Genomic DNA, 23,502 nt, shown 5'->3' with positions numbered 1-23,502 from the left:
CGTTCGACTTGCATGTGTTAAGCACGCCGCCAGCGTTCGTCCTGAGCCAGGATCAAACTCTCCGTAAAAAAATTACGACCCCCAACCCCGAAGAGAAGGGGAGTCAAGTTTGACCTCTAGCAAATAAGACATCTCTCCGACCCGAAAGTCGGAAGCTGACATCAATTTCCAAAGGAATCCCAACCCGATCCGAAGATCGAGGCCGGGGTATAAAATTGGCATTGAACATAGTGCACGCTGTTGAGTTCTCAAGAATCGGACACATCCCGCCTCCACACCAGAACGGTGCTTCACAACGAAAGTGATCGAAGATTGCTGTACGAGGGCGTGAGCCACTCGATTTGTCTTGCTTGCCGAGACCGGTTAGGCTTGTCGGAATCGAAGTCCCGATCGCCTCCGTGGCAACTCGACTAACTTAGCACATCCGCAGGCCGTGTCAAGTCCGGCTTCTTCGTGGTGTTCGCTGCGCGATCGAGGACCGCACCGCTGCACCGGGCTCGGCCGTGAGGCCTTGCAACGAAGCCGGGACCGTGTCCCGTGGAGGCTTTGCATCTTAGCTCGCGATCCCGCAGTCTTCAAGAGACGAATCTCTAACAGGCCTGGGAGCGAGGGGATGGTCCCCGCTTGAGGTGGGCCAGCTGGTCTCGACGCTCTGCGCCTGACTCCCGCTTGCCGCTCCTTTGGGGTGACGAGGAGTTACATTACGTCGGGCCTCGGCCGAGCGGCAAATCGCCTGCGTCCCGGGCGTGTCGCGATTTAAGGGCTCTGCGTCGCTGAGTGTCCGACTCGGTACCCGACGCCGGACATCCGGCTACCGGCTACCGGCTACCGGCTACCGGCTACCGGCTACCGGCTACCGGCTACCGGCTACCGGCTACCGGCTACCGGCTACCGGCTACCGGCTACCGGACACCGGACACCGGACACCGGACACCGAGCTGATGAGACCGCCGACGCCGTCATCATCCGCGTCCGCTCGAGGAGAGCGGGCACGCGGTCAGCGGACGAAGGCCCCGGCGAAGCTCTTCTTGCCGCGACGGAGGACGGCGATCCCATCGATCAACGGGAGCTCGCCGAGCGTGACGGTCTCGGACGGGAGGGCGGTGTTGTTTACCGAGAGCCCTCCCTGAGCGAGAGCCCGCCGCGCCTCCCCCGTGCTGGCGACGAGTCCGGTCTCGACGAACGCCTGCAGCGCCGGCGTCTCCGGTGTCGCCTCCATCGAGGGCACCGCCTCGAGCGCGCCACGGAGGATGACCGGGTCGATCCCCTCGAGCGAGCCCTTGCCGAAGAGCGCGGCCGAGGCGTCGATCACCGAGCGCGTCGCCTCCGCTCCGTGCACCAGCGACGTGACCTCCCAGGCGAGCGCGCGCTGCGCCTCCCGGCGGAACGGCTCGTCGGCAGCGGCCTTCTCCAGGCGCTCGATCTCCGTGCGCGGCAGGAAGGTGAAGATCCGCAGGCGGTCGGCGACGTCACGGTCGTCCGTGTTGACCCAGAACTGGTAGAACGCGTACGGGCTGGTGAGCTCGGAGTCGAGCCAGACGGCGTTGCCCTCGCTCTTGCCGAACTTGGTGCCGTCGGAGTTCATCACCAGGGGTGTACCGATCGCGTGGACCGACACGCCCTCCGTGCGGTGGATCAGGTCGGTCCCGCTCGTCAGGTTGCCCCACTGGTCGCTGCCGCCGGTCTGCAGGACGCACCCGTACTGCCGGTAGAGCTCCAGGTAGTCGAGTCCCTGCAGGATCTGGTAGCTGAACTCGGTGTAGCTGATCCCCGCGTCGGAGTTGAGGCGGGCGCTGACCGCGTCCTTCTTGAGCATCGTCCCCACACGGAAGTGCTTCCCGATCTCCCGCAGGAAGTCGATCGCCGACAGCGGAGCGGTCCAGTCGAGGTTGTTGACCAGGCGCAGCCCGTTGTCGCCGCCCGCGGGAACGAACCGGGACACCTGCGCCTGGAGGCGCTCGACCCACGCCGTCACCGTCTCGCGCGAGTTCAGCGTCCGCTCGGCCGTCGGACGCGGATCCCCGATCAGCCCGGTCGAGCCGCCGACGAGCCCGAGCGGCCGATGCCCGGCCAGCTGGAGCCGGCGCATGACGATCAGCTGCACCAGGTTCCCGAGGTGGAGGCTGGGCGCGGTCGGGTCGAACCCGCAGTAGTAGGTGATCGGCTCCCCCGACAGCAGCTCGCGCAACGCTCCCGCATCGGTCGACACGTGCACCGAGCCTCGCCAGACCAGCTCGTCCCACACGGAGTCGAAGGCGGGGTCGAGCCGCGGGCTCGTCGCGGACCCGGGGAGGTGCTGGTCGATCACCCGACCAGGCTACCGCGGCGGGAAGGAGCCGGTCTCCGGGAGTCAAGTGCACAGGCTTGATCCGGGGCGATCAAGTGCCGATACTTGATCGAGGAGGTCCGATGTTCGTCATCACCGCGGATCAGCGCGACAGCAGGCACGACCACGACCGCGTGGACCAGGCGATCGCGAGCCTGATCGACGACGGTCGGGCGTCGTTCGTCCTGCCCCCGGAGCGGACGGCGGGCGACGAGTTCCAGTGCGTGCTCGACCGGGCCGATGCCGTCGTCGCGCTCGTGCTCGAGCTGCACCGGACCGGCCACTGGAGCATCGGCCTCGGGATCGGCCCGGTCGACCGGCCACTCCCCGCGACCACGAGAGCGGCGACCGGGGAGGCGTACTTCGCGGCGCGCCGGGCGGTCGAGGCGGCGAAGGGCCGGCCGACGCGCTTCTCCCTCGATCCGGACGCACCGGGAACGGCGGCGCCGGCACCGGCGGACGTCCAGTCGCTGATCGATCCGCTCCTCCTGCTGCGCGACGCGCGCTCCGAGGCCGGCTGGCAGATCGTCGACCTGCTCGAGAGCGGCCTCTCCCAGAAGGATGCGGCCGAGCGCCTCGCCGTCAGCCCGCAGGCGGTCAGCCTCCGGGTCCGCGCGGCGAGTGCTCGAGTCGACGCTCCCGCCCGTGACGCGCTCGCGCGCCTGCTGACAGTGGTCGACCGTACGCTCGACCCCACCGACGAGAGGACACCCCGATGACGGCACCCCCCGGATCCCCCGCCCTGCTCCTCGCCTCCGCGCTGCAGTCCGCCTCGTGGACGGGCGTGGTGCTCGTGCTGCTCGCCGGACTCGCCGGTGCGGTGCTCGCCGTGCGCCTTCGCCGTCCGCAGCTCGCCTGGATCCCCCTCGTGGCGGCGGCCGCCGCCTTCCTGCTCACGGCGGTCGCCGGACCGTCCGCGCCCCCGATCCACTCCGTCCTGGTGGCGGTGCTGGCCTTCGCGCTGGCGATCGCGGGCGGCGGGCCGGTCGTGCTGCTCACCCTCCGGCTCGCGACGGCCGACTCCCGCAGCGGCAGCCACGGCGGCATCATGGTCGCCGGAACCTCCCGCCCCGCCGCCGGGAGCGCGCCCTCGGCGATCGGCCAGCCGATCGAGGTGCTGCGCGGGGGGACGACGATCGGGGTCCTCGAGCGGATCGCGACGGCCGGCGCACTGATGAGCGGTCTCCCCGAGGGGATCGCGGTCGTGGTGGCGATCAAGGGCGTCGGCCGCTTCAGCGAGCTCGCCTCCCCGGAGGCGCGCGAGCGGTTCATCATCGGCACGCTGGCGAGCCTCGCCTGGGCGGCGGCTCTCGGCGTTCTCGCCCGGCTCTACCTCGCGGGCTGAGCTCCGGGCCGCCGCCGGGGCACTGCTCTCCGGTAGGGCGAGACGGTGGGGTCGCCCGGGATGCTGAAGCGCCACGGGAAGTCGTCCCCGCCGCCCGGGCCCGAGACTCCGGTGCGCGGGCCCGCCGCCACGGAGGACGGCCTCTCCCCCGGCAGCAGCTCGAACGCCGCCTCGAGCGGGTCGCCCGACTCGGTGAGACGGACTCCGAGGGCCTTCGCCAGCCGTGCGGGTCCGCGGGCCAGATCCCGGCTGCGAACGGGTCCGCGCCGGATCATCGCGAGATCCTCCCCCGATACGACCTCGCCGGCGCGCAGCAGCACCGCCGACGCCGTGCCCGCCGGGGAGCAGACGATGTTCACGCAGGTGTGCATCCCGTAGGTGAAGTACGCGTACACGGACCCGGGCGGACCGAACATGGGAGCCGTCCGGGGTGTCGGTCCGCGGTGCGCATGCGAGCCCGGATCCTCACCGGTTCCGAGGTACGCCTCGACCTCGGTCAGCCGGACGCCGACCACGCCCTCCGGCGTGCGGTGCAGGAGGACGCGGCCGAGCAGCTCCGGTGCCACCTCGAGGGCCGAGCGCGCGAGGTCGGGGAGGTCGGCGCTCAGAAGAAGCTCTGGCCCGACACGAGGGTGATCACGATCACCGCGACGATGACGACTGCGGCGACGAGCACCAGAGTCCGCTGCTGCCAGGGGCGCAGCGGCGGACGGCCGTCGTCGCCCGGCGCTCCTCGAAGAGTCACGGGCGTTCCCCTCGGAGGGATCCGCGCACGACCCGGACGCGCTCGGTCAGCCGGGCGAGCTGCTCCGCGACGCGGTCGGGAGCCGTGCCGCCGACACCGTCCCGGCTCGCCACCGATCCCTCGATGCTGAGGACGGACCGCACGTCTGGAGTGAGCAGCGGCGACACCGAGGCGAGCGCGGCGGCGTCGAGATCCTCGAGCCCCCTCCCCTGCGACTCCGCCAGCTTGACCAGCTCACCGGTGATCTCGTGGGCGTCCCGGAAGGGCACGTGCTTCTTCACGAGCCACTCGGCCACGTCGGTCGCGAGGGAGAAGCCCTGGGGCGCGAGCTCCGCCATCCGGTCGGTGTGGAAGGTGAGGGTCGCGATCATGCCGCTGAACGCGGGCAGCAGCACCTCGAGGGTCGTCACCGAGTCGAAGACCGGCTCCTTGTCCTCCTGCAGGTCGCGGTTGTAGGCGAGCGGCAGCGCCTTGAGGGTCGCGAGCAGCCCGGTGAGGTTGCCGATCAAGCGGCCGGACTTCCCCCGGGCGAGCTCGGCGATGTCGGGGTTCTTCTTCTGCGGCATGATCGAGGACCCGGTCGAGTAGCCGTCGTCGAGCGTGACGAAGGCGAACTCCCGCGTGTTCCAGAGGATGACCTCCTCCGCGATGCGCGAGACGTCGATCCCGATCATGGCGGTGACGAAGGCGAACTCGGCAACGAGGTCGCGGCTGGCCGTCCCGTCGATCGAGTTCGGCACGCTCGACGCGAAGCCGAGATCGCGGGCGACGGCCTCGGCGTCCAGGCCGAGGGTCGAGCCGGCGAGGGCGCCCGAGCCGTAGGGCGAGACGTCCGCCCGGACGGCCCAGTCCCGCAGGCGCTCCAGATCGCGCAGCAGCGCCCAGCCGTGGGCGAGCAGATGGTGCGCGAGGAGCACGGGCTGAGCGTGCTGGAGGTGTGTGCGCCCGGGCATGATCGCCGTCGGGTGCGCCGACGCCTGCGCGGCGAGGGCGTCGATGAGCTGCACCACCAGCTCCGAGACGAGCGCCGCGTGGTCGCGGAGGTACATCCGGACGAAGGTGGCGATCTGGTCGTTGCGCGAGCGCCCCGCGCGGAGCTTGCCGCCGAGCTCGGGACCGGCTTCGAGCATCAGGCCGCGCTCCAGGGCGCCGTGCACGTCCTCGTCGGATTCGTCGGCGGCGAAGCTCCCATCGGCGACGGCAGCCTCGAGCCGGTCGAGCGCCGCGAGCATCGCGGTGAGCTCGGCGTCGTCGAGGTAGCCCGCTCCGGCGAGCGCCCGGGCGTGGGCGCGGGAGCCGGCGAGGTCGTAGGGGGCGAGCTGCCAGTCGAAGTGGGTCGACCTCGAGAGCGCGGCGAGCTCGGGCGAGGGGCCGCCGGCGAAGCGGCCGCCCCAGAGGGCTCCGGCCTCGCCCGCGCGGGCGGAGGGTCGTTCCGTCATGGTTCTCCTCGGGTTCGGCTGTCGAGTCTACTGAGCGGCGTCGGCGGTGCCGGCGCGCTCCAGGAGCCACACGAGCAGGGCCTTCTGCGCGTGCAGGCGGTTCTCCGCCTCGTCCCAGATCACGCTCTGCGGGCCGTCGATCACGTCGGCGGTCACCTCGTAGCCGCGGTCCGCGGGCAGGCAGTGCAGGAACAGCGCGTCGGGAGCGGCAGCGGCCATCGTGGCGGCGTCGACCCGGTAGGCGCCGAAGGTCGCGACGCGCGCCGCCTTCTCGTCCTCCTTGCCCATCGACACCCACGTGTCCGTGATCACGATGTCGGAGCCGGCCGCGCCCTCGTCGGGGTCGGTCGTGGTGATCGCCGATCCGCCGGTGGTCGCGGCGATGCGCTGCGCATCGGCCAGGACCGCCGCGTCCGGCGAGTACGACTCCGGGGAGACGATGCGGACGTGCATGCCGGCCGTGGCCCCCGCCAGGAGGTACGAGTGCGCCATGTTGCTCGCTCCGTCGCCGAAGAACGTGAGCGTGAGTCCGGCGAGGCGACCGCGGTGCTCGCGGATGGTCAGCAGGTCGGCGAGGAGCTGGCACGGGTGGAACTCGTCCGACAGCGCGTTGACGACCGGCACGCGCGTGCTGCGCGCCATCTCCTCCAGGCCCGACTGCGCGTAGGTGCGCCACACGATGGCGGCGACCTGGCGCTCCAGGACCCGCGCCGTGTCGGAGGCGGTCTCCTTGCCGCCGAGCTGGCTGCTCGCGGTCGAGATGATCAGGGGGCTTCCGCCGAGATCGGCGATGCCGACCGCGAAGGAGACGCGGGTGCGCGTGGAGGACTTGTCGAAGATCACGGCGACGGTCTGCGGCCCGGCGAGGGGCTTCCGGGAGAAGCGGTCGCGCTTGAGCTCGAGGGCGAGGTCGAGGATCTCGGCCTGCTCGGCGGGAGTGATGTCGTCGTCGCGGAGGAAGTGGCGGGTCACGGTGCTGGTCGCTTTCGGTGGAGGTACGGGGTCAGAGGGTCTGCAGTGCGCGGCCGAAGCGCTCGGCGAACTCGGCGACGTCGGCGGCGGTCACCACGAGCGGAGGCGCGAGCCGGATGCTCGAGTCGTTCGCCGCGTTCACGATCAGGCCGGCGTCGAGGCAGGCGGCGGCGAGCTCGGCGGCGACCGGCCGGGTCAGGGCGATGCCCAGGAGGAGGCCCGCGCCGCGAACCCCTCCGATCAGGGGCGAGTCGAGAGCGGTCAGCGCGTCGACGATCTGCGCCCCGCGCTCCCGCGCGTTGCCGAGAAGGTCGGCGCGCTCGATCTCGGCGAGCACGGCTCCGGCCACGGCGGTCGCGAGCGGATTGCCGCCGAAGGTGCTGCCGTGGTGGCCCTTCTGCAGGAGGTCGGACGCCTCGCCGAAGGTCACCAGCGCTCCGACGGGGAAGCCTCCGCCGAGCCCCTTGGCCAGGGTGACGGCGTCGGGCAGGATCCCCGCCTCCTGGTACGCGAACCAGCGTCCGGTCCGCCCGACCCCGGTCTGGATCTCGTCGACGATGAGCAGCGCGCTGTGCTCGCGGGTGAGCTCACGCGCGCGCTCGAGGTAGCCGGCCGGCAGCGGGATGACGCCCGCCTCCCCCTGGATGGGCTCGACGATCAGCGCGGCGACGGACTCGTCGAGAGCCGCCTCGAGGGCCTCGATGCTCGCCTCGAGGTGCTCGACCCCTCCCGGCATCGGCTCGAACGGCGCGCGCATGGCCGCTTTGCCGGTCAGCGCGAGCGCGCCCATCGTCCGCCCATGGAACGCGTTCTGCAGCGCCAGGACGCGGTGCCGGCCGCCGGCCGCATTCAGCCGCGCCAGCTTGAAGGCCGCCTCGTTGGCCTCGGTGCCCGAGTTGGCGAAGTAGACGCGGCCCGTCTCCCCGGCCCCGGTCAGGCGGCGCAGGGTCTCGGCGAGCTCGATCTGCGGGGCGGTCGCGAAGTAGTTGGAGACGTGGGCGAGCGCACCGGCCTGGCGCGTCACGGCCTCGACGAACACGGGATGCGCATGGCCGAGCGAGTTGACGGCGATGCCGCCGAGGAAGTCGAGGTACTCCCGCCCGTCGACGTCCCAGACCCGGCAGCCCTCGCCGCGCTCGAGCACGGCGAGCGGCGGCGCGAAGGTCTGCATCATCGCGGCGGAGTAGCGGTCGCGCGCCGAGCCGGTGCGGGACGCGGTCGTGGGGATGGACATGGTGGCCTTTCGATCGGAGCGGTCCGGCCGCGAGGGCCGACGGTGCGCGCGTCCCGGACGGGACGGACGCTCGGAGCCGGGGCCGCTGAGGATCAGCGGCCCGACATTCGCTCCCGGTCGCGGGGGTCGAGCGAGGCGACGACCTCGGTGCCGATGCCCTCCGAGGTGAACACCTCGAGCAGGATCGAGTGCGGGATGCGGCCGTCGATGATGGCGGCCTTGGGCACTCCCCCGCGCACGGCGTCGAGGCAGGCGGTCATCTTGGGGATCATGCCCGATTCGAGCGAGGGCAGCAGAGCCGCGAGGTCGTCCGAGCGGATGTGCGAGACGAGCGACTCGCGGTCGGGCCAGTCGGAGTAGAGGCCGGCCACATCGGTGAGGACGACGAGCTTCTCGGCGCCGAGCGCGACGGCCAGCGCGGCGGCGGCGGCGTCGGCGTTGACGTTCAGCGACTGCGTGGGGTCGTCCGAGTCGGGGGCGATCGAGGACACGACCGGGATCCGGCCGGCCTCGAGCTGAGCGAGGACGGCGGCGGGATCCACGGCGATCACGTCTCCGACGAGTCCGAGGTCGTGCTCCTCGCCGTCGATCACGACACCGCGGCGGCGGCCGACGAAGAGGCCCGCGTCCTCACCGGAGATGCCGGCGGCGAGGGGGCCGTGCTCGTTGATCCGGCGGACGATGTCGCGGCTGATGCTGCCGGTGAGCACCATCCGCACCACCTCCATCGCCTCGGGGCTCGTGACCCGGTAGCCGCCCCGGAACTCGCTCTCGATCCCGAGCCGGTCGAGCATCCGCGAGATCTGGGGCCCACCGCCGTGGACGACCACGGGGCGGATCCCGGCGTAGCGCAGGTAGACCATGTCCTGGGCGAAGGAGCGCCGCAGCTCCTCCGACACCATCGCGTTGCCGCCGAACTTGATCACCATCGTGCGCCCGTGGAAGCTCTGCAGCCAGGGCAGCGACTCGATGAGCGTCGCGGCCTTCCCGGGTGCGGCGTCGCGCTCGGCGCGGCTCTCGGCCGAGAGGGTGGTGTCGTCGCTCATGGCCGCCTCAGCTCGAGTACGCGGAGTTCTCGTGCACGTAGTCGTGCGTGAGGTCGTTGGTCCAGATCGTGGCCGTCGCGTCGCCGGCGTGCAGGTCGATGTCGACGGCGACCTGCCGAGGGGCGAGGTCGACGAGGTCGCGGCTCTCGTGCGGCTCGCCCGCGAGGCAGACCTGCACCCCGTTCATCGCGACGTCGATGCCGTACGGGTCGAACTGCGCATCGGTCGTGCCCACGGCGGCGAGGACGCGGCCCCAGTTGGGGTCCTTGCCGAAGATCGCGGCCTTGAACAGGTTGCTGCGGGAGACGGCGCGGGCGACGACCACGGCCTCGTCCTCGGTCGCGGCGTTCAGCACGCGGATCGCGACGTCGTGGGCGGCGCCCTCCGCGTCGGCCTGCAGCTGCAGGGTGAGGTCGCGGCAGACCGCGGTCAGGGCCTCGGTGAACTCGTCGGCGTCGGCCTCGACGCCGCTGGCGCCGCTCGCGAGCAGTGCGACGGTGTCGTTCGTCGACATGCAGCCGTCCGAGTCGAGGCGGTCGAAGGTGACGCGGGTCGCGGCACGCAGGGCGGTGTCGAGAGCGGCGGACTCGAGGGCCGCGTCGGTCGTGATCACGACCAGCATCGTCGCCAGACCCGGCGCGAGCATCCCGGCGCCCTTGGCCATGCCGCCGATGCTCCAGCCCTGCTCGGAGCGGATAACCGCCTGCTTCGGGACCGTGTCGGTGGTCATGATCGCGCGGGCGGCCGCCTCGCCCGCCTCGGGTCCCCCGGCGAGCTCGGCGGAGGCGCCGGTCACGCCGGGGGCGAGCTTCGCGAGGTCGAGCTGGTCGCCGATCAGCCCGGTGGAGCACACCAGCACGTCGCCGGCGGACACCTCGAGGCTCTCGCCCACGAGCTCCGCGGTGCGGTGGGTGACCTGGAAGCCCTGAGCACCCGTGTAGCAGTTGGCGCCGCCGGAGTTGAGGACGATCGCCGAGACGACGCCGTCGCGCATCACCTGCTCGCTCCAGAGGACGGGGTTCGCCTTGCAGCGGTTGCTCGTGAAGACCGCGGCGGCGCTCTGCAGCGGGCCGAGGTTCTGCACGAGCGCGACGTCGCGCGCTCCGGTCGACTTCAGCCCGGCGACGACTCCCGCCGCCCGGAACCCTGCTGCTGCGGTGACGCTCACGGCGCGACTCCGTTCACGCTCAGGCCGAGGGACTCCGGGAGTCCCAGGGCGATGTTGGTGGACTGGACGGCTGCGCCCGCGGTGCCCTTGACGAGGTTGTCGATGGCCGAGACGACCACGACGCGGCGGGCCCGCTCGTCCACGGCGAGTCCGATCAGAGCGGTGTTCGCCCCTACCACGTCGGCCGTCCGGGGGAAGGAGCCCTCCGGGAGCAGCTGGACGAAGGTCTCGTCGCCGTAGGCGGTCTCCCACGCCGCGCGCACGTCCTGCGCCGAGACGCCGGGAGCGAGGCGCGCGGTCGAGGTCGCCAGGATGCCCCGGGACATCGGCACGAGGACCGGCGTGAACGAGATCGAGACGGGTCCGGCTCCGGCGAGCAGGAGGTTCTGCCGGATCTCGGGATTGTGACGGTGCGCTCCGCCGAGGCCGTAGGCGTGCGCGGAGCCGAGGAGCTCGCTGGCGAGGAGGTCGGTCCGCAGGCTCTTGCCCGCACCCGAGGGGCCGACGGCGAGGACCGCGACGAGGTCCGACGACTCGATCACTCCGGCGTGCAGACCGGGGGCCAGGCCGAGCGTGATCGCCGTGACGTTGCAGCCGGGGACGGCGATGCGCCGCACTCCGGCGAGCGCCTCGCGCTGCTTGCGTCCGCCGCCGCCGATCAGCAGCTCCGGGAGCCCGTAGGGCCAGGCCCCGGCGAAGTCGCCCCCGTAGAAGTCGGCCCAGTCCTGCGGGTCGGTCAGGCGGTGGTCGGCGCCGCAGTCGACGACGAGGACGTCCTCGGGGAGGGTCGCGGTGATCTCGCCCGACTTCCCGTGCGGCAGGGCGAGGAAGACGACGTCGTGCCCGGCGAGGTTCCCGGTCGTCGTGTCGACGAGGACGAGGTCGCGGAGCGAGCGGAGGTGCGGGTGCACGGCGATGAGGGGCTGACCCGCGTTGGCGTGCGCCGTCACCGTGCGCACCTCGAACTCGGGGTGGTCGGCGAGCAGTCGCAGCAGCTCGCCGCCCGCGTAGCCGCTCGCACCGGCCACCGCCACGGAGAAAGTCATGCCCGAGAGCCTAGCCGGTGCGGGTGCGGGGCCCCGCCCGGCCGAGCCGGACGGGACCCCCGGCCTCACTCGCGGAGTCGGACGCCGAAGCGCTCCGCCGCCACGGCCACGCCGTTCTCCTTCGCGGCCGTCGCCTCGGCCGCGGTGAGCGTGCGGTCCGGCGCGCGGAAGCGCAGCGCGAACGTCAGCGACTTCGTCCCCTCGGCGAGCCCGGTGCCGCGGTAGTCGTCGACCAGGCGGATCGCCTCGAGCAGCTCGCCCGCCCCCTCGGCGACGGCGGCGCGCACGTCGGCTGCCGCGATGCCGACCGGCACGACGAGCGAGAGGTCCTGGGTCGCGGCGGGCAGCGCGCCCACCGGACGGGCCACGACGACCCTCCCGGCCCGCGCGAGCAGCGGCTCGAGGTCGAGCTCGACCACGGCGACGCGGCGCGGGAGGTCGAGCTCCTCGGCGAGCGCCGGGAGCAGCTCCCCCGCGTGCCCGATGACCGCGCCGTCGAGCACGACCTCGGCGGTGCGGCCCGGGTGCAGCGCGGCGTGGGCCCCCTGGCGCAGCACGAGCTCGGTGCCGGTCGCTGCGGCGACCTCGCGGACCACGTCGAGGGCGTCGCGCCAGTCGACGTCACGCCCGGCGACACCGGGCTGGCGCACGACGGCGGCACCCGTGAGCAGCGCCGCGAGGTGCCGCGGCTGCGGCGGAATGCCCGCGTTCAGCTCGGCCTCGACCTCCGCGGACGGACGCGTCCCGCCCGCAGGGAGCGCCCCCGAGCCGAACGGGCGGCCGGCAACCGGGAGGAAGACGGAGCCGAGCTCGTAGACCGCGAGATCCGTCAGGCCGCGCGAGCGGTTGCGGGCCGCGACCTGCACGAGACCCGGCAGCAGAGAGATCCGCAGCTGGCCCGCGGTCGCGTCGAGCGGGTTGGCGAGCGTGATCTGCTCCTGCGGCTCCCCGACGACCGAGCCGAGCCGGTCGTTGATCGAGCGCGAGAGGAACGGGTACGAGAGCACCTCGGTCAGACCCGCGGCGGCGAGCGCCTGGGCGAGGGTGCGGCGCAGCCGCTGGCCCGGGGTCAGCCCGCGGCCGGGAGGCGCCACGGGCAGGATCGCCGGGATGCGGTCGTACCCGGTGATGCGGGCGACCTCCTCCGCGAGCGAGGCGCGGTCGACGAGGTCGGGGCGCCAGCTCGGCGGAGTCACCAGCAGGCCCGCTCCGCCGGCCTCGACGGAGGCGCCGATCTCGACGAGCGCGCCGCGGATCTCCTCCGGGGTGTACTCCACGCCGATGAGGCCTGCGACGTAGCCGTCCGGCAGCTCGACCGGCTCCGCCGTGCGCGGGTCGGCCAGGACCGAGCCGAGCTCGTCCGCCGTGCCGCCGGCGAGCTCCACGAGCAGCTGCACCGCGCGGGCCGCGGCGACCGAGGCCACCTCGGGGTCGACGCCGCGCTCGAAGCGCCGCGACGCCTCGCTCGGCAGCTTGTGCCGGCGAGCCGTCCGGGCGATCGAGACCGGGTCGAAGTTCGCCGCCTCGAGCAGGACGTCGGACGTGGCGTCCGAGATCTCGGTGCGCGCGCCCCCCATCACTCCGGCGAGGCCGATCGCCCCGCCGTCGTCGGCGATGACGAGGTCCTCCACGTGCAGGCGCCGGGTCTGGCCGTCGAGCGTCTCGAGGGTCTCCCCCGGTGCGGCGCGGCGCACCACGATGCCGCCCTGCAGGGTCGCCAGGTCGTAGCCGTGCAGCGGCTGGCCCAGCTCGAACATCACGTAGTTGGTGATGTCCACGACGAGCGAGATCGAGCGGACGCCGGCCAGGCGCAGTCGCGCGAGCATCCACGGCGGCGTCGGTCGCGAGACGTCGACGCCCCGGACGACGCGCGTGACGAACACGGAGGCGCCGACACGGCCGCGGATCGGCGCCTCGTCGGCCACGGACACGGGGAAGACGGGCGCCGTCTCCGTGCGCTCGTGCGGAGGGAGCGCCCGAGCGGGGTCGCGGAAGGCGGCTCCGGTGGCGTGGGCGTACTCGCGGGCGATGCCGCGGATCGAGAAGGCGTAGCCGCGGTCGGGCGTCACGTTGACCTCGACCGCGGCGTCGTCGAGACCGAGGAGCGCGACGGCGTCCGTGCCCGGCTCCGGGTCGAGCCCGAGTGAGGCGAGGCGGAGGATGCCGTCGTGGTCGTCCCCGAGGCCGAGCTCGCGGCTCGAGGCGATCATCCCGTCGGACACGTGCCCGTAGGTCTTCCGCGCGGAGATCGGGAACGGCCCGGGCAGGACCGCGCCCGGCAGTGACACGACGACCTTGTCGCCGGCCGCGAAGTTGTGGGCTCCGCAGACGATGCCGCGGACGTCCTCTCCGCCGTCGGCGGCACGCGCGCCCTCCGGGGCCACGCGGACGTGGCACCAGTTGATGGTCTTGCCGTTCTTCTGCGGCTCCGGAGCGAGGTCGAGCACCTCACCGACGACGACGGGCCCGGTCACCTCGAACCGGTGGACGTCCTCCTCCTCCAGGCCGACCGACACCAGGGCCGCGTGCACGGACTCCGTCGTGACGTCCTGCTCGAGGTCGACGTACTCCCCCAGCCAGCTCAGCGGGATTCGCATCAGATCACCATCCCGTACTGCTCGCTGAAGCGGACGTCGCCCTCGACCATGTCGCGCATGTCCTTCACGTCGTTGCGGAACATCAGGGTCCGCTCGATCCCCATGCCGAAGGCGAACCCGGAGTACTCCTCCGGGTCGATCCCGGCCGCGCGCAGCACGTTCGGATTGACCATGCCGCAGCCGCCCCACTCGATCCAGCGGGCACCGCCGACGAAGGTCGGGTGCCAGACGTCCAGCTCGGCGCTGGGCTCGGTGAAGGGGAAGTAGTTCGGGCGCAGGCGGATGCGCGCGTCGTCGCCGAAGAGGATCCGCGCGACGTGCTCGAGGGTGCCCCGCAGGTGCGCCATGGTCAGGCCGCGGTCGACGGCGAGACCCTCGAACTGCGTGAACACGGGCGTGTGCGTCGCGTCGAGCTCGTCGGTGCGGTACACCCGTCCGGGAGCGATCACGTAGAGCGGCAGCGGGCGCTCGAGCATCGAGCGGATCTGCACCGGCGAGGTGTGCGTGCGCAGCACCAGGTGCGAGTCGACGGGGTCGACGAAGAAGGTGTCCTGCATGGCGCGGGCCGGGTGGTCCTCGTCGAAGTTCAGGGCGTCGAAGTTGAACCACTCGTTCTCGAGCTCCGGCCCCTCCGCGATCTCCCAGCCCATCCCGACGAACACGTCGGCGATCGACTCCTGGAGGAGCGAGAGGGGGTGGCGGGCGCCGCGGCGCACGAAGCTGGCGCCGGCGGTGACGTCCACGCGCTCGGCCTCGAGCGCGGCCGCGTCCTCGGCCTCGACGAGCTCGGCCTCGCGGGCCGCGTAGGCGTCGCCCACCTGCTTGCGGGCACCGCCGACGAGCTTGCCGGACGCCGCCTTGTGCTCGGGCGGGACGGAGCGCATCTGCGCGTTGAGGCGGGCGAGGGCGGACCCCTCGCCGAGGTGGGCGGCTCGGGCGGACTTCAGAGCGGCGGAGTCGCCCGCCGCGCCGATGGCGGCGAGGGCGTCGGCGACCGCCGCGGAGACGGCCTCGTCGGTGATCGGGTTGCTGTCTGACACGATCCCCCAGTGTAGGCGAGGGCCTCCGCCCCCTCCCGCCGCCCGCGCGCGGTGCTCGTCGCGCTCGCCCGCGGCCAGGCCCCCGTCTGCGCCGACGGCTCTCGAAGCCCCGCCACCGGCGCTGCTCGACCAGCAGGGGCGGGTTCTCGCTACGCCGGGGTCGGAGGCTGCTCGACCGGCAGGAGGGGGGGCACCGCCGGGCGGGAGGACGAGAAGACGCCCGGACCGATCGCGACTCCCCGATCACCACCGCCTCCGCGTCGACGACGCCGGAGCGGAGCACCACCGCTCGATGCGCTGAGCGATCGCCGGACCCTCGAGGCGAACAGGAGAATCGCGTGTCAGCGATTCTCCGTAGCCGGACGCAGGACGCTCTGCGGAACCCGACCCCGTCAGGAAGCCGACCGCGGTGAGGATCGCCCTCGGGCGATCCTCACAGTTCAGTCCTGCACAGCGATGAGCTGCGTGTCCGTCTGCGCGCGGGCTGCGGGGTGGCCGCCGATGGTGCGGCCGCCGCGTCCGCCGCTCTTGGTGCGGATCTCGATCCACTTCGCCAGCCCCGAGAGGAGGAGGCAGATGCCGATGTAGATCGCTCCGATGACGATCGCCGCCGGGATGATCGGGCTGTCGAGGCTCGACTGGTTGCCCAGGTAGCGCGCGTAGTACAGAAGCTCGTTGTAGGTGATGATCGAGCCGAGCGCCGTGTCCTTGAGGGCGACGACGAGCTGGGCGATGATCACGGGCAGCATCGAGCGGATCGCCTGGGGGAACAGGATGAGCCGCATCACGCCGGACTTGCGCAGGCCGATCGCGTAGCCCGCCTCCTTCTGTCCTCGCGGGAGGGCTTCGATGCCGGCGCGGAAGATCTCGGAGAAGACGGAGCCGTTGTAGAGGGTCAGGGCGATGACGACGGCGAGGTAGGGGCTGAGCTTGAGGCCCGCGAACGGCAGGCCGTAGTACATCAGCATCATCAGGATCAGGACGGGGATCGCCCGGAACAGCTCGATGAAGAGCGTGACGGGGACGTTGATCCAGCGCCGGTCCGAGAGCCGGCCGATCGCCAGGAGGAGGCCGAGGACGAGGCTGGCGACGCCCGCCGTGGCGAAGGCCGCGAGCGTGCGGCCGAGGGCGCCGCCGATGCTCTGCCAGACCAGCGGGTAGCCGAACGCGCGCCACTTGGAGGCGTCGAACTGGCCGGACTCCGCGAAGCGCCAGACCACGAAGCCGAGGAAGGCCGCGATCAGCAGGACGACGACGACGCCGATGACGCGGTTGCGCACGACGGCCCGGGGGCCGGGGTTGTCGAAGAGGACGGAGCTCATCGGGCGACCCTCCACTTCTTCTCGAGCTGACGTTGGACGAGCGAGAGCAGGGTGACCAGGACCACGAAGACCAGGGCCACCCAGAGGACGACGATGAGGCTGTTCTCGCCGCGCTCGTTGAGCACGCGGACGATGGTGCCCGCCTCCGCGACCGAGAAGCCGGCGGCGACGGTGGTGTTCTTCAGCAGCGCGATCAGGACGCTCATGAGCGGCGGGATCACGGAGCGGAAGGCCTGGGGCAGGACGACCTGCGTCATCGTGAGGCCGAAGTCGAGGCCGATCGCGCGGGCCGCCTCGGCCTGGCCGATCGGCACGGTGTTGATGCCCGACCGCAGTACCTCCGCGACGTAGGTCGCGGTGTAGAGGCTGAGGGCGCAGATCGCCAGGTTCGTGTAGTCCACCTGCGGCAGGTCGAGCTTGGGGTAGCCGAAGGCGAAGAAGAACATCACCAGCGTGAGCGGGGTGTTCCGGATGGTGTTCACGTACACCGTACCGACCGCGCGGGCGATCGGGACGGGCGAGACGCGCATCGCGCCGACCACCGTGCCGATCAGCAGGGCGAACACGAGCGAGACGCTGAAGAGGATCAGGGTGTTGCCGAAGGCCGGGACGTAGACGTCGAGGTTGTTCAACAGGACATCCATGCGGCTGGCCCTTCTGTCGGAGCGGTGGTGGTGGTCGAGGAGAGGGGACCCCCGGGCGGCGGTCGGGCCGCCCGGGGCGCCTCCTAGTAGTCGTTCACCGCCGGCTGGGTGACGGTCGTGCCGGACTGGCCGAGCGTCTCGTCGTAGATGGCGCTCCAGGTCTCGCCGCCGTCGGTCAGCATGCCGTTGACGAAGTGGCGCAGGGCGTCGTCGTCCTTCGGCAGGCCGATGCCGTAGAGCTCGGTGCTGAAGGGCTCTCCGACGACCTTGAGCTCGTCGGGCTTCTGAGCGGCGTAACCGATCAGGATCGCGCCGTCGGTGGTGACGGCGTCGACGGTGCCGTCGGAGAGGGCGTCCACGCACTGCGAGTACGTGTCGAACTCCTCGGTCTTCACCTCGGGGTAGTTGGTGCGGATGTTCTGGATCGGGGTGGAGCCGGTGGCCGAGCACACGGTGGTGTCGGCGGTGAGGTCGTCCGGTCCGGTGATCGTGTCGTTGTCGGCCGCGACGAGCAGCTGCTGGCCGGTCTCGAAGTAGGGTCCGGCGAAGCCGACCTGCTCCTTGCGCTTGTCGGTGATCGAGTAGGTGCCGACGTAGTAGTCGATGTCGCCGTTCACGATCGACGCCTCGCGGTTGGCCGACGGGATCGCCTGGAACTCGATGGCGTCGGCCGCGAAGCCGAGCGAGGCGGCGGTCCACTTGGCGATCTCGATGTCGAAGCCGGAGCGCTCGCCGGTCGCCGCGTCGAGGTAGCCCAGCCCGGGCTGATCCTCCTTGACGCCGATGACGACCTTGCCGTCCGCGGTCATCGCGTCGAAGGTCGGGCTGCCCTCGAGAGTGACGTCGGAGGCGACCTCGTACGCGGAGGTCCCTCCCTCGGAGCCTCCACCGGCGCCGCCGCCGGCGGTTCCGGCGTCGCCGGAGCAGCCGGCGAGGGCGAGGGTCGCTGCCGCGAGTCCCGCGGTCATGAACATGAGCCTGGTGCGCATGATCGTCCTTCCTGGGGTTCGGCCCGCCGGAGCGGGCGATGTCGGGTCGGCTCCCGGGTCACGGGTCCGACCTGCCTGGTGGCTGCTGATCGCGCTTCTAGTGCGTGATGAGCTTGGAGAGGAAGTCCTTGGCCCGGTCGGTGCGGGGCGCGGTGAAGAACGACTCAGGGTCGGTGTCCTCGAGGATCTCGCCGTCGGCCATGAACACGACGCGATCGGCGGCCTTCCGGGCGAAGCCCATCTCGTGGGTGACGACGATCATCGTCATCCCGTCCTTGGCGAGCCCGACCATCACGTCCAGGACCTCGTTGATCATCTCGGGGTCGAGCGCCGAGGTCGGCTCGTCGAACAGCATCACCTTGGGCTTCATCGCCAGCGCCCGCGCGATCGCGACGCGCTGCTGCTGCCCGCCGGAGAGCTGGGCCGGGGTCTTGGCGGCCTGGTGGCCGACGCCGACCCGGTCGAGCAGCGCCGTGGCCTGGGCCTCCGCGTCCTTGCGGGAGAGCCCGCGGACCTTGATCGGGCCGAGGGTGACGTTCTCGAGGATCGTCTTGTGCGCGAAGAGGTTGAACGACTGGAAGACCATCCCGACGTCGGCGCGCAGCGCGGCGAGGCCCTTGCCCTCCTCCGGGAGCTTCTGACCGTCGATGGTGATGGTGCCGCCCGAGATCGTCTCGAGCCGGTTGACCGTGCGGCAGAGCGTCGACTTGCCGGATCCGGAGGGGCCGAGGACCACGACGACCTCGCCCCGGTGCACCGTCAGATCGATGTCCTTCAGAGCCTGGAAGTCGCCGTAGTGCTTCTGCACCCCGGAGAGGACGACGAGGGGTTCACCGGCGGGAGCGGCGGCGCGCTCGTCTTGCGGGGCTGTGACCATGCCGTCAGAGAAGCACACGGGGATGGGCCGGTCAAATCATGAGGGAATTCTTAACCGAAGGGTAACAACGCGCCCTGTTCTCCAGGTTCGCGGCACCCTCGGCCCGGTTCCTCTCAGGAACGCAGCGCGAAGGCGCTCTCGTACAGGCAGACGGAGGCCGCGGTCGCGAGGTTGAGCGACTCCGCCGCCCCGTAGATGGGCACCGCGACCACGCCGTCGACGAGGGCGAGCGACTCCTCCTCGAGGCCGCGCGCCTCGTTGCCGAAGACCCAGACGGTCGGCTGGGCGAGGTCCCCGCGGGCGCGGACGTCGAGCAGGTCCTCCCCCTTCACGTCGGCCGCGACGGAGCGCAGTCCCACGCCGCGGAGCCGGCCCAGCACGTCGGCGAGGTCGGCGCCGACCGCGACCGGGAGGTGGAAGAGCGAGCCGGTCGTGGAGCGCACGACCTTGGGGTTGTAGAGGTCGACCGAGCGGCCGGACAGCACGACCGCGTCAGCGCCGGCGGCGTCGGCGGCGCGGATGATCGTGCCAAGATTGCCCGGATCGCGGACCTCCTCGAGCACCGCCACGAGGCGCGGCTCGGAGGCGACGACGTCCTTGAGCGACGTGGGGAACTGACGGCAGACCGCGACGAAGCCCTGCGGAGTGACGGTGTCGGCCATCGCGTCGAGGACGTCCTCGGTCACGTACTCGATCTCCACCTCCGCCTCGGCGGCCGCGGCGACGATCTCGGGGTGCCGCTCCAGAGCGGTCGGAGTCGCGAACGACTCGACGATCAGCTCCGGGCGGTACTGCAGAGCCTCGGAGAGTGCCTGCGGGCCCTCGAGGAGGAAGAGCCCCGTCTCGAGCCGGGCCGGGCGGCGGGTGAGCTTCGCCACGGAGCGGACACGGGGAGAGCGGGGGTTGTCGAGCATGCGGCGAGCCTATCGGCGCGGTGATCGCCGCCCCCGCAGACACGGCGCGGGAGGGCCCTCGAACGACGGAGGGGGCCGCGACCTCTCGGTCGCGACCCCCTCCGGGAAGCCGTGCTGACTACGCTGCGGCCTTGGGCGCCGAGGTGTCGGCGGGCAGCGCGCTCTTCGCGGTCGCGACGAGCGAGGCGAACGTGGCCGGCTCGGTGATCGCGAGGTCCGCGAGGATGCGGCGGTCGACCTGGACGCCGGCCAGGGCGAGGCCCTGGATGAAGCGGTTGTAGGTCAGGCCGTTCGCGCGGGACGCGGCGTTGATGCGCTGGATCCAGAGACGACGGAACTCGCCCTTCTTGGCGCGGCGGTCGCGGTACGAGTAGACGAGGGAGTGGGTGACCTGCTCCTTCGCCTTGCGGTAGAGGCGCGACCGCTGGCCGCGGTAGCCCGAGGCGCGCTCGAGGATGACGCGACGCTTCTTGTGGGCGTTGACGGCCCTCTTCACTCTTGCCATTGCTGTTTCTTCCTATCGATCCGTGTCGGCTGAGTAGCGACCACGCGGCGCAGCGGGCTGCGCCGGCGGTGGGCTACAGACCGAGAAGCTTCTTGGCGACCTTGGCGTCCTGCGGGGCGAGGACCTGGTCCTGGTTGAGGCGGCGCGTGCGAACGCTGGACTTGGACTCCAGGTTGTGACGCATGCCGGCCTGCTGCTTCATGACCTTGCCGGAGCCGGTCACCTTGAAGCGCTTCTTGGCACCCGAGTGGGTCTTCATCTTGGGCATGTTCTCTCCTTGTGAACGTCACTCCGCGCTCGGCGGGGCGAAACCGGTGCCCCGCGAGCGGGGCGTCCACCGGCCCCGAGGCCGGGGCGGCGAAGTACTAGACGGACTCGGCCTCGGCCGTGTCCTCGGGGGTGTTGGCCTCGCGACGAGCGGCGCGGACCGCATTGGCCTCGGCCTTCGCCTCGGACTTGTTCTTCAGCGGGCCGATGACCATCACCATGTTGCGACCGTCGATGGTCGGGGTGGACTCGACCTGGCCGAACTCGGCGACGTCCTCCGCGAAGCGCTGGAGCAGGCGGACGCCCATCTCGGGGCGCGACTGCTCGCGACCGCGGAAGAGGATCATCGCCTTGACCTTGTCGCCGGCCTTGAGGAAGCCCTCGGCGCGCTTGCGCTTGGTCTCGTAGTCGTGCTTGTCGATCTTCAGGCGGAAACGGACCTCCTTGAGGATCGTGTTCGCCTGGTTGCGACGGGCTTCCTTGAGCTTCTGAGCCTGCTCGTACTTGAACTTCCCGTAGTCCATGATCTTGGCCACGGGCGGCTTGGAGTTGGGGGCGACCTCGACCAGGTCCAGGTCTGCGTCCTGCGCGAGTCGCAGGGCGACCTCGATCTTGACGACGCCGACCTGTTCTCCTGCGGGACCCACGAGGCGGACCTCGGGGACGCGGATACGGTCGTTGGTACGGGGATCGCTGATTGCGTTTCTCCTCTGATCTCGGTGAGTGCAGCTGCGCTGCCGGAGTCTTCTCCAGCGCACCCGAGAGAGGTGATCGTCCCGTCCACGTCGTGCCTGCAGCACGGCGCTCGCACCCTGTGACGCGGTTCCCGAGGCGGACCTCGAGAGCCGCAGCCCTGCCTCCGGTGGTCTGACGACCCTCGGGGGCGGAGTGCTTCTGACCCGGTAACCTTGTGAAGCGGTCAAGCGCGGGTGGGAGAATCTCCACTTTCGAACCGAGGACATGCCTCGGAGCCCGGACAACCATAGCAGACCGGCGGCCCGCCCGACAGAGCGGATCCGGCCGCCCCTCGATCCTCTGCTGCGGCAGCCGCGCCCCTCCACCACGGACGACGAACGAAGGACCCATGGCCCAGTACGACGACGACTACACGCGACGATTCGGCGAGGACGGCGGAGCCTCCGACGTGGAGGCCGCGCGCGACATCGCGGAGGTCCCGGCGGTGGAGATCATCACCACCGCCGCCGTGCACCTGATGAGCGCGGCCGCCGTCAAGTGCGGGCTCGCCGACGAGCCCGGAGCGCAGGTCGACCTCGACGAGGCGCGCAAGCTCATCAACGCGCTCGCGGGCCTGGTCACGGCCGGGGCGCCCGACATCAGCGACATGCACGCCCGGAGCCTGCGCGACGGCCTCCGCACCCTCCAGCTCGCGTTCCGTGAGGCGTCCCCGATCGCCGACCCGATCGGCAAGGGCCCGGGCGAGAAGTGGACCGGCCCGGTCACCTGATCGGGAGTCAGCGGGCGGCGGCGAGCTGCAGCGTCATCGAGTCGACGCGCTGCGCGACGGTCTCGTCCGCCGCCCACCGCTCCCCCAGGCGCGCGACGAGGGCGCCGAGCGCGTCCTGATCGAGCCCCGGGCGCAGGCTCAGGACCACCACGAGCTCGGGCCCCGCCAGGCGCTGCTCCGGATCTCCCGCGCGCACCTCGAGCGAGACGACCGCCCGCTCCCCCTCCGCAGCCGCGCGCAGAGCCCGGAGCACCTCCGCATCGGCGGGGGCCGGCCGCCAGTCGCCGCCCTCCGCGATCGCCCAGAGCGCCGGGCGCCGGACCGCGAACGCCCGCTCGGACGCGGGGTCGAGGACCATCACCTCGGTGCCCTCCGCGACGGCCGCCAGGGCCGCGCGGCGCCCGTCGACAGGGACGGGACGGGCGGCCGGGTCCCACCGGCGCATGCTCTCGACGCCGCTGAAGACGGGGAGCACCGTGCGGCCGTCGGGTCCGGCGACCGTGACGATCGCGAGCTCCTGCGTCTTGTCCGCCCGGAGTCCCCCGACCCCCTCGGCCTCCTCGCCGAGGCGGGCGACCAGAGGGATGAGCAGGCGGGACGTGCGGAGCGCGTCGACCACGGCCTCCGGGCCGCGAATGCCGCGGGTGAAGGACTCGAGCGCGGCGACCAGCGCCTCCGGGGCGCTCCCGTCGTCCTCCGGTGCTGCGCTCGGCTCGAAGTGCCGGCCCGCCCAGGGAGTGCCGGCGGAGTCGGTCAGATGCGCCGGGAGCGGGCGGGGCTCACTCGGATGCGACATCCAGGGCCTCCGCGAGCGTGAACGCGCCCGCGTACAGCGCCTTGCCGACGATCGCGCCCTCGAGCCCCTGGGGCACGAGGTCGCGCAGAGCGGCGATGTCGTCGAGGTTCGAGATGCCGCCCGAGGCGATCACGGGGCGGTGGGTGCGGGCCATGACCTGCTCGAGGAGCTCGAGGTTCGGGCCCTTGAGCGTGCCGTCCTTCGTGACGTCGGTGACGACGTAGCGGGTGCAGCCGGCCTCCTCCAGGCGGTCGAGGACCTGCCAGAGGTCGCCGCCCTCCTTGGTCCAGCCGCGCGCGGCGAGCGTGGTGCCCCGGACGTCGAGCCCGACGGCGATCTGGTCACCGTACTGCGCGATGACGCTCGCGGCCCACTCGGGGTTCTCGAGCGCCGCGGTGCCGAGGTTGATGCGCTTCGCGCCGGCGCTCAGCGCGGACTCGAGGCTGCGGTCGTCGCGGATCCCGCCGGAGAGCTCGACGTTCACGCCCTTCACCTGCCGGATGACCTTCTTCATGATGCCGTGGTTGTCGCCGCGGCCGAAGGCGGCGTCGAGGTCGACGAGGTGGATCCACTCCGCGCCCTGGTCGGCCCAATCGCCCGCGGCGTCGATCGGGTCGCCGTAGTTGGTCTCGGTCCCGGCCTCGCCCTGCGTGAGCCGCACGGCCCTGCCGCCCGCCACGTCGATCGCAGGCAGGAGGACCAGGCCCGGGGCCTTGGTGAACTCGCTCATCGTCATCCTCAGTCTCGGAGCCGGTGCCGGCCCCT

At 71.7% G+C, this 23,502-nt stretch carries 24 protein-coding genes and 1 rRNA gene; 3 read left to right on the top strand and 22 right to left on the bottom strand.

The window, feature by feature from the left end:
* Nucleotides 1–68: ribosomal RNA gene (locus C5C46_RS08085) — 16S ribosomal RNA — on the bottom strand; the annotation flags it as partial.
* 929 nt (nucleotides 69–997) lie between these two features.
* Nucleotides 998–2,308 carry a tyrosine--tRNA ligase gene (tyrS, locus tag C5C46_RS08080; protein ID WP_104224503.1) on the bottom strand — a complete coding sequence of 437 codons (1,311 nt, stop codon included), beginning with the start codon at nucleotides 2,306–2,308 and terminating at the stop codon, nucleotides 998–1,000.
* 101 nt (nucleotides 2,309–2,409) lie between these two features.
* Here tyrS and C5C46_RS08075 point away from each other — a divergent pair, with 101 nt between their 5' ends.
* Together C5C46_RS08075 and C5C46_RS08070 are read left to right on the top strand one after the other, a co-directional pair.
* The gene (locus C5C46_RS08075; RefSeq protein ID WP_104226322.1) at nucleotides 2,410–3,045 is read left to right on the top strand and encodes a DNA-binding protein; all 636 of its coding nucleotides are present in this window, start codon (nucleotides 2,410–2,412) and stop codon (nucleotides 3,043–3,045) included.
* Complete coding sequence (locus C5C46_RS08070) at nucleotides 3,042–3,671, top strand: hypothetical protein (RefSeq protein WP_258059401.1); 630 nt, start codon at nucleotides 3,042–3,044, stop codon at nucleotides 3,669–3,671. Before C5C46_RS08075 ends, C5C46_RS08070 begins: the two co-directional genes overlap by 4 nt.
* Here C5C46_RS08070 and C5C46_RS08065 read toward each other — a convergent pair.
* From C5C46_RS08065 to infC, 18 genes are all read right to left on the bottom strand, one after another.
* Nucleotides 3,656–4,279: a DNA-3-methyladenine glycosylase gene (locus C5C46_RS08065; protein ID WP_104226321.1), complete on the bottom strand. Its 624-nt coding sequence runs from the start codon at nucleotides 4,277–4,279 to the stop codon at nucleotides 3,656–3,658. The two genes, C5C46_RS08070 and C5C46_RS08065, sit on opposite strands and share 16 nt — an antisense overlap.
* The gene (locus C5C46_RS16845) at nucleotides 4,276–4,416 is read right to left on the bottom strand and encodes a hypothetical protein (RefSeq protein WP_160034127.1); all 141 of its coding nucleotides are present in this window, start codon (nucleotides 4,414–4,416) and stop codon (nucleotides 4,276–4,278) included. Before C5C46_RS16845 ends, C5C46_RS08065 begins: the two co-directional genes overlap by 4 nt.
* Entirely contained in the window at nucleotides 4,413–5,855 is a 1,443-nt protein-coding gene (gene argH / locus C5C46_RS08060; RefSeq protein ID WP_104226320.1) for an argininosuccinate lyase, read from the bottom strand. The genes C5C46_RS16845 and argH overlap by 4 nt, the downstream gene beginning before the upstream one ends.
* A 27-nt stretch (nucleotides 5,856–5,882) precedes the next feature.
* Nucleotides 5,883–6,827 (bottom strand): ornithine carbamoyltransferase, encoded by a 945-nt coding sequence (gene argF, locus C5C46_RS08055; RefSeq protein WP_104226319.1) that lies wholly within the window; start codon nucleotides 6,825–6,827, stop codon nucleotides 5,883–5,885.
* Between the two features lie 31 nt (nucleotides 6,828–6,858).
* Entirely contained in the window at nucleotides 6,859–8,061 is a 1,203-nt protein-coding gene (locus C5C46_RS08050) for an acetylornithine transaminase (protein WP_104226318.1), read from the bottom strand.
* 92 nt (nucleotides 8,062–8,153) lie between these two features.
* Nucleotides 8,154–9,107, bottom strand: a complete 954-nt coding sequence (gene argB / locus C5C46_RS08045) for an acetylglutamate kinase (protein WP_104226317.1) — start codon at nucleotides 9,105–9,107, stop codon at nucleotides 8,154–8,156.
* 7 nt (nucleotides 9,108–9,114) lie between these two features.
* Nucleotides 9,115–10,275 carry a bifunctional glutamate N-acetyltransferase/amino-acid acetyltransferase ArgJ gene (argJ, locus tag C5C46_RS08040; RefSeq protein ID WP_104226316.1) on the bottom strand — a complete coding sequence of 387 codons (1,161 nt, stop codon included), beginning with the start codon at nucleotides 10,273–10,275 and terminating at the stop codon, nucleotides 9,115–9,117.
* Nucleotides 10,272–11,321 carry an N-acetyl-gamma-glutamyl-phosphate reductase gene (argC, locus tag C5C46_RS08035; RefSeq protein ID WP_104226315.1) on the bottom strand — a complete coding sequence of 350 codons (1,050 nt, stop codon included), beginning with the start codon at nucleotides 11,319–11,321 and terminating at the stop codon, nucleotides 10,272–10,274. Before argC ends, argJ begins: the two co-directional genes overlap by 4 nt.
* A 65-nt stretch (nucleotides 11,322–11,386) precedes the next feature.
* Nucleotides 11,387–13,918 carry a phenylalanine--tRNA ligase subunit beta gene (pheT, locus tag C5C46_RS08030; RefSeq protein WP_104226314.1) on the bottom strand — a complete coding sequence of 844 codons (2,532 nt, stop codon included), beginning with the start codon at nucleotides 13,916–13,918 and terminating at the stop codon, nucleotides 11,387–11,389.
* Nucleotides 13,918–14,958, bottom strand: a complete 1,041-nt coding sequence (pheS, locus tag C5C46_RS08025; RefSeq protein ID WP_104226313.1) for a phenylalanine--tRNA ligase subunit alpha — start codon at nucleotides 14,956–14,958, stop codon at nucleotides 13,918–13,920. The genes pheT and pheS overlap by 1 nt, the downstream gene beginning before the upstream one ends.
* Before the next feature lie 440 nt (nucleotides 14,959–15,398).
* Nucleotides 15,399–16,280 carry an amino acid ABC transporter permease gene (locus C5C46_RS08020; protein ID WP_104224492.1) on the bottom strand — a complete coding sequence of 294 codons (882 nt, stop codon included), beginning with the start codon at nucleotides 16,278–16,280 and terminating at the stop codon, nucleotides 15,399–15,401.
* Nucleotides 16,277–16,924 (bottom strand): amino acid ABC transporter permease, encoded by a 648-nt coding sequence (locus C5C46_RS08015; protein ID WP_104224491.1) that lies wholly within the window; start codon nucleotides 16,922–16,924, stop codon nucleotides 16,277–16,279. The genes C5C46_RS08020 and C5C46_RS08015 overlap by 4 nt, the downstream gene beginning before the upstream one ends.
* Before the next feature lie 83 nt (nucleotides 16,925–17,007).
* On the bottom strand, nucleotides 17,008–17,913 hold the full coding sequence (locus C5C46_RS08010; protein WP_181027238.1) for a glutamate ABC transporter substrate-binding protein: 906 nt from the start codon (nucleotides 17,911–17,913) through the stop codon (nucleotides 17,008–17,010).
* A 97-nt stretch (nucleotides 17,914–18,010) separates the two neighbouring features.
* Nucleotides 18,011–18,790, bottom strand: coding sequence for an amino acid ABC transporter ATP-binding protein (locus C5C46_RS08005; protein WP_104224489.1), 780 nt, complete (start codon nucleotides 18,788–18,790; stop codon nucleotides 18,011–18,013).
* 113 nt (nucleotides 18,791–18,903) lie between these two features.
* Complete coding sequence (locus tag C5C46_RS08000) at nucleotides 18,904–19,704, bottom strand: RNA methyltransferase (RefSeq protein ID WP_104226312.1); 801 nt, start codon at nucleotides 19,702–19,704, stop codon at nucleotides 18,904–18,906.
* A gap of 118 nt (nucleotides 19,705–19,822) precedes the next feature.
* Nucleotides 19,823–20,209 carry a 50S ribosomal protein L20 gene (gene rplT, locus C5C46_RS07995; RefSeq protein WP_104224487.1) on the bottom strand — a complete coding sequence of 129 codons (387 nt, stop codon included), beginning with the start codon at nucleotides 20,207–20,209 and terminating at the stop codon, nucleotides 19,823–19,825.
* Nucleotides 20,210–20,282: 73 nt separating this feature from the next.
* On the bottom strand, nucleotides 20,283–20,477 hold the full coding sequence (rpmI, locus tag C5C46_RS07990; protein ID WP_055793295.1) for a 50S ribosomal protein L35: 195 nt from the start codon (nucleotides 20,475–20,477) through the stop codon (nucleotides 20,283–20,285).
* Between the two features lie 97 nt (nucleotides 20,478–20,574).
* Nucleotides 20,575–21,123 carry a translation initiation factor IF-3 gene (infC, locus tag C5C46_RS07985; RefSeq protein ID WP_374952931.1) on the bottom strand — a complete coding sequence of 183 codons (549 nt, stop codon included), beginning with the start codon at nucleotides 21,121–21,123 and terminating at the stop codon, nucleotides 20,575–20,577.
* Between the two features lie 437 nt (nucleotides 21,124–21,560).
* Between infC and C5C46_RS07980 the strand changes: the two genes are divergently transcribed.
* Nucleotides 21,561–21,941, top strand: a complete 381-nt coding sequence (locus C5C46_RS07980) for a DUF1844 domain-containing protein (RefSeq protein WP_104313470.1) — start codon at nucleotides 21,561–21,563, stop codon at nucleotides 21,939–21,941.
* A gap of 7 nt (nucleotides 21,942–21,948) precedes the next feature.
* Here C5C46_RS07980 and C5C46_RS07975 read toward each other — a convergent pair whose 3' ends face one another.
* Nucleotides 21,949–22,737: an SseB family protein gene (locus tag C5C46_RS07975; RefSeq protein WP_104226311.1), complete on the bottom strand. Its 789-nt coding sequence runs from the start codon at nucleotides 22,735–22,737 to the stop codon at nucleotides 21,949–21,951.
* Nucleotides 22,721–23,467 carry a bifunctional 1-(5-phosphoribosyl)-5-((5-phosphoribosylamino)methylideneamino)imidazole-4-carboxamide isomerase/phosphoribosylanthranilate isomerase PriA gene (gene priA / locus C5C46_RS07970; RefSeq protein ID WP_104224506.1) on the bottom strand — a complete coding sequence of 249 codons (747 nt, stop codon included), beginning with the start codon at nucleotides 23,465–23,467 and terminating at the stop codon, nucleotides 22,721–22,723. The genes C5C46_RS07975 and priA overlap by 17 nt, the downstream gene beginning before the upstream one ends.
* Nucleotides 23,468–23,502: the final 35 nt, after the last annotated feature.

Origin of the sequence: Rathayibacter sp. AY1E6, from assembly GCF_002931115.1 — a bacterium.
Classification (GTDB): Bacteria; Actinomycetota; Actinomycetes; order Actinomycetales; family Microbacteriaceae; genus Rathayibacter.
Note: the sequence above shows the minus strand (reverse complement) of the source record. Positions and strands in the feature narration are given on the sequence as shown.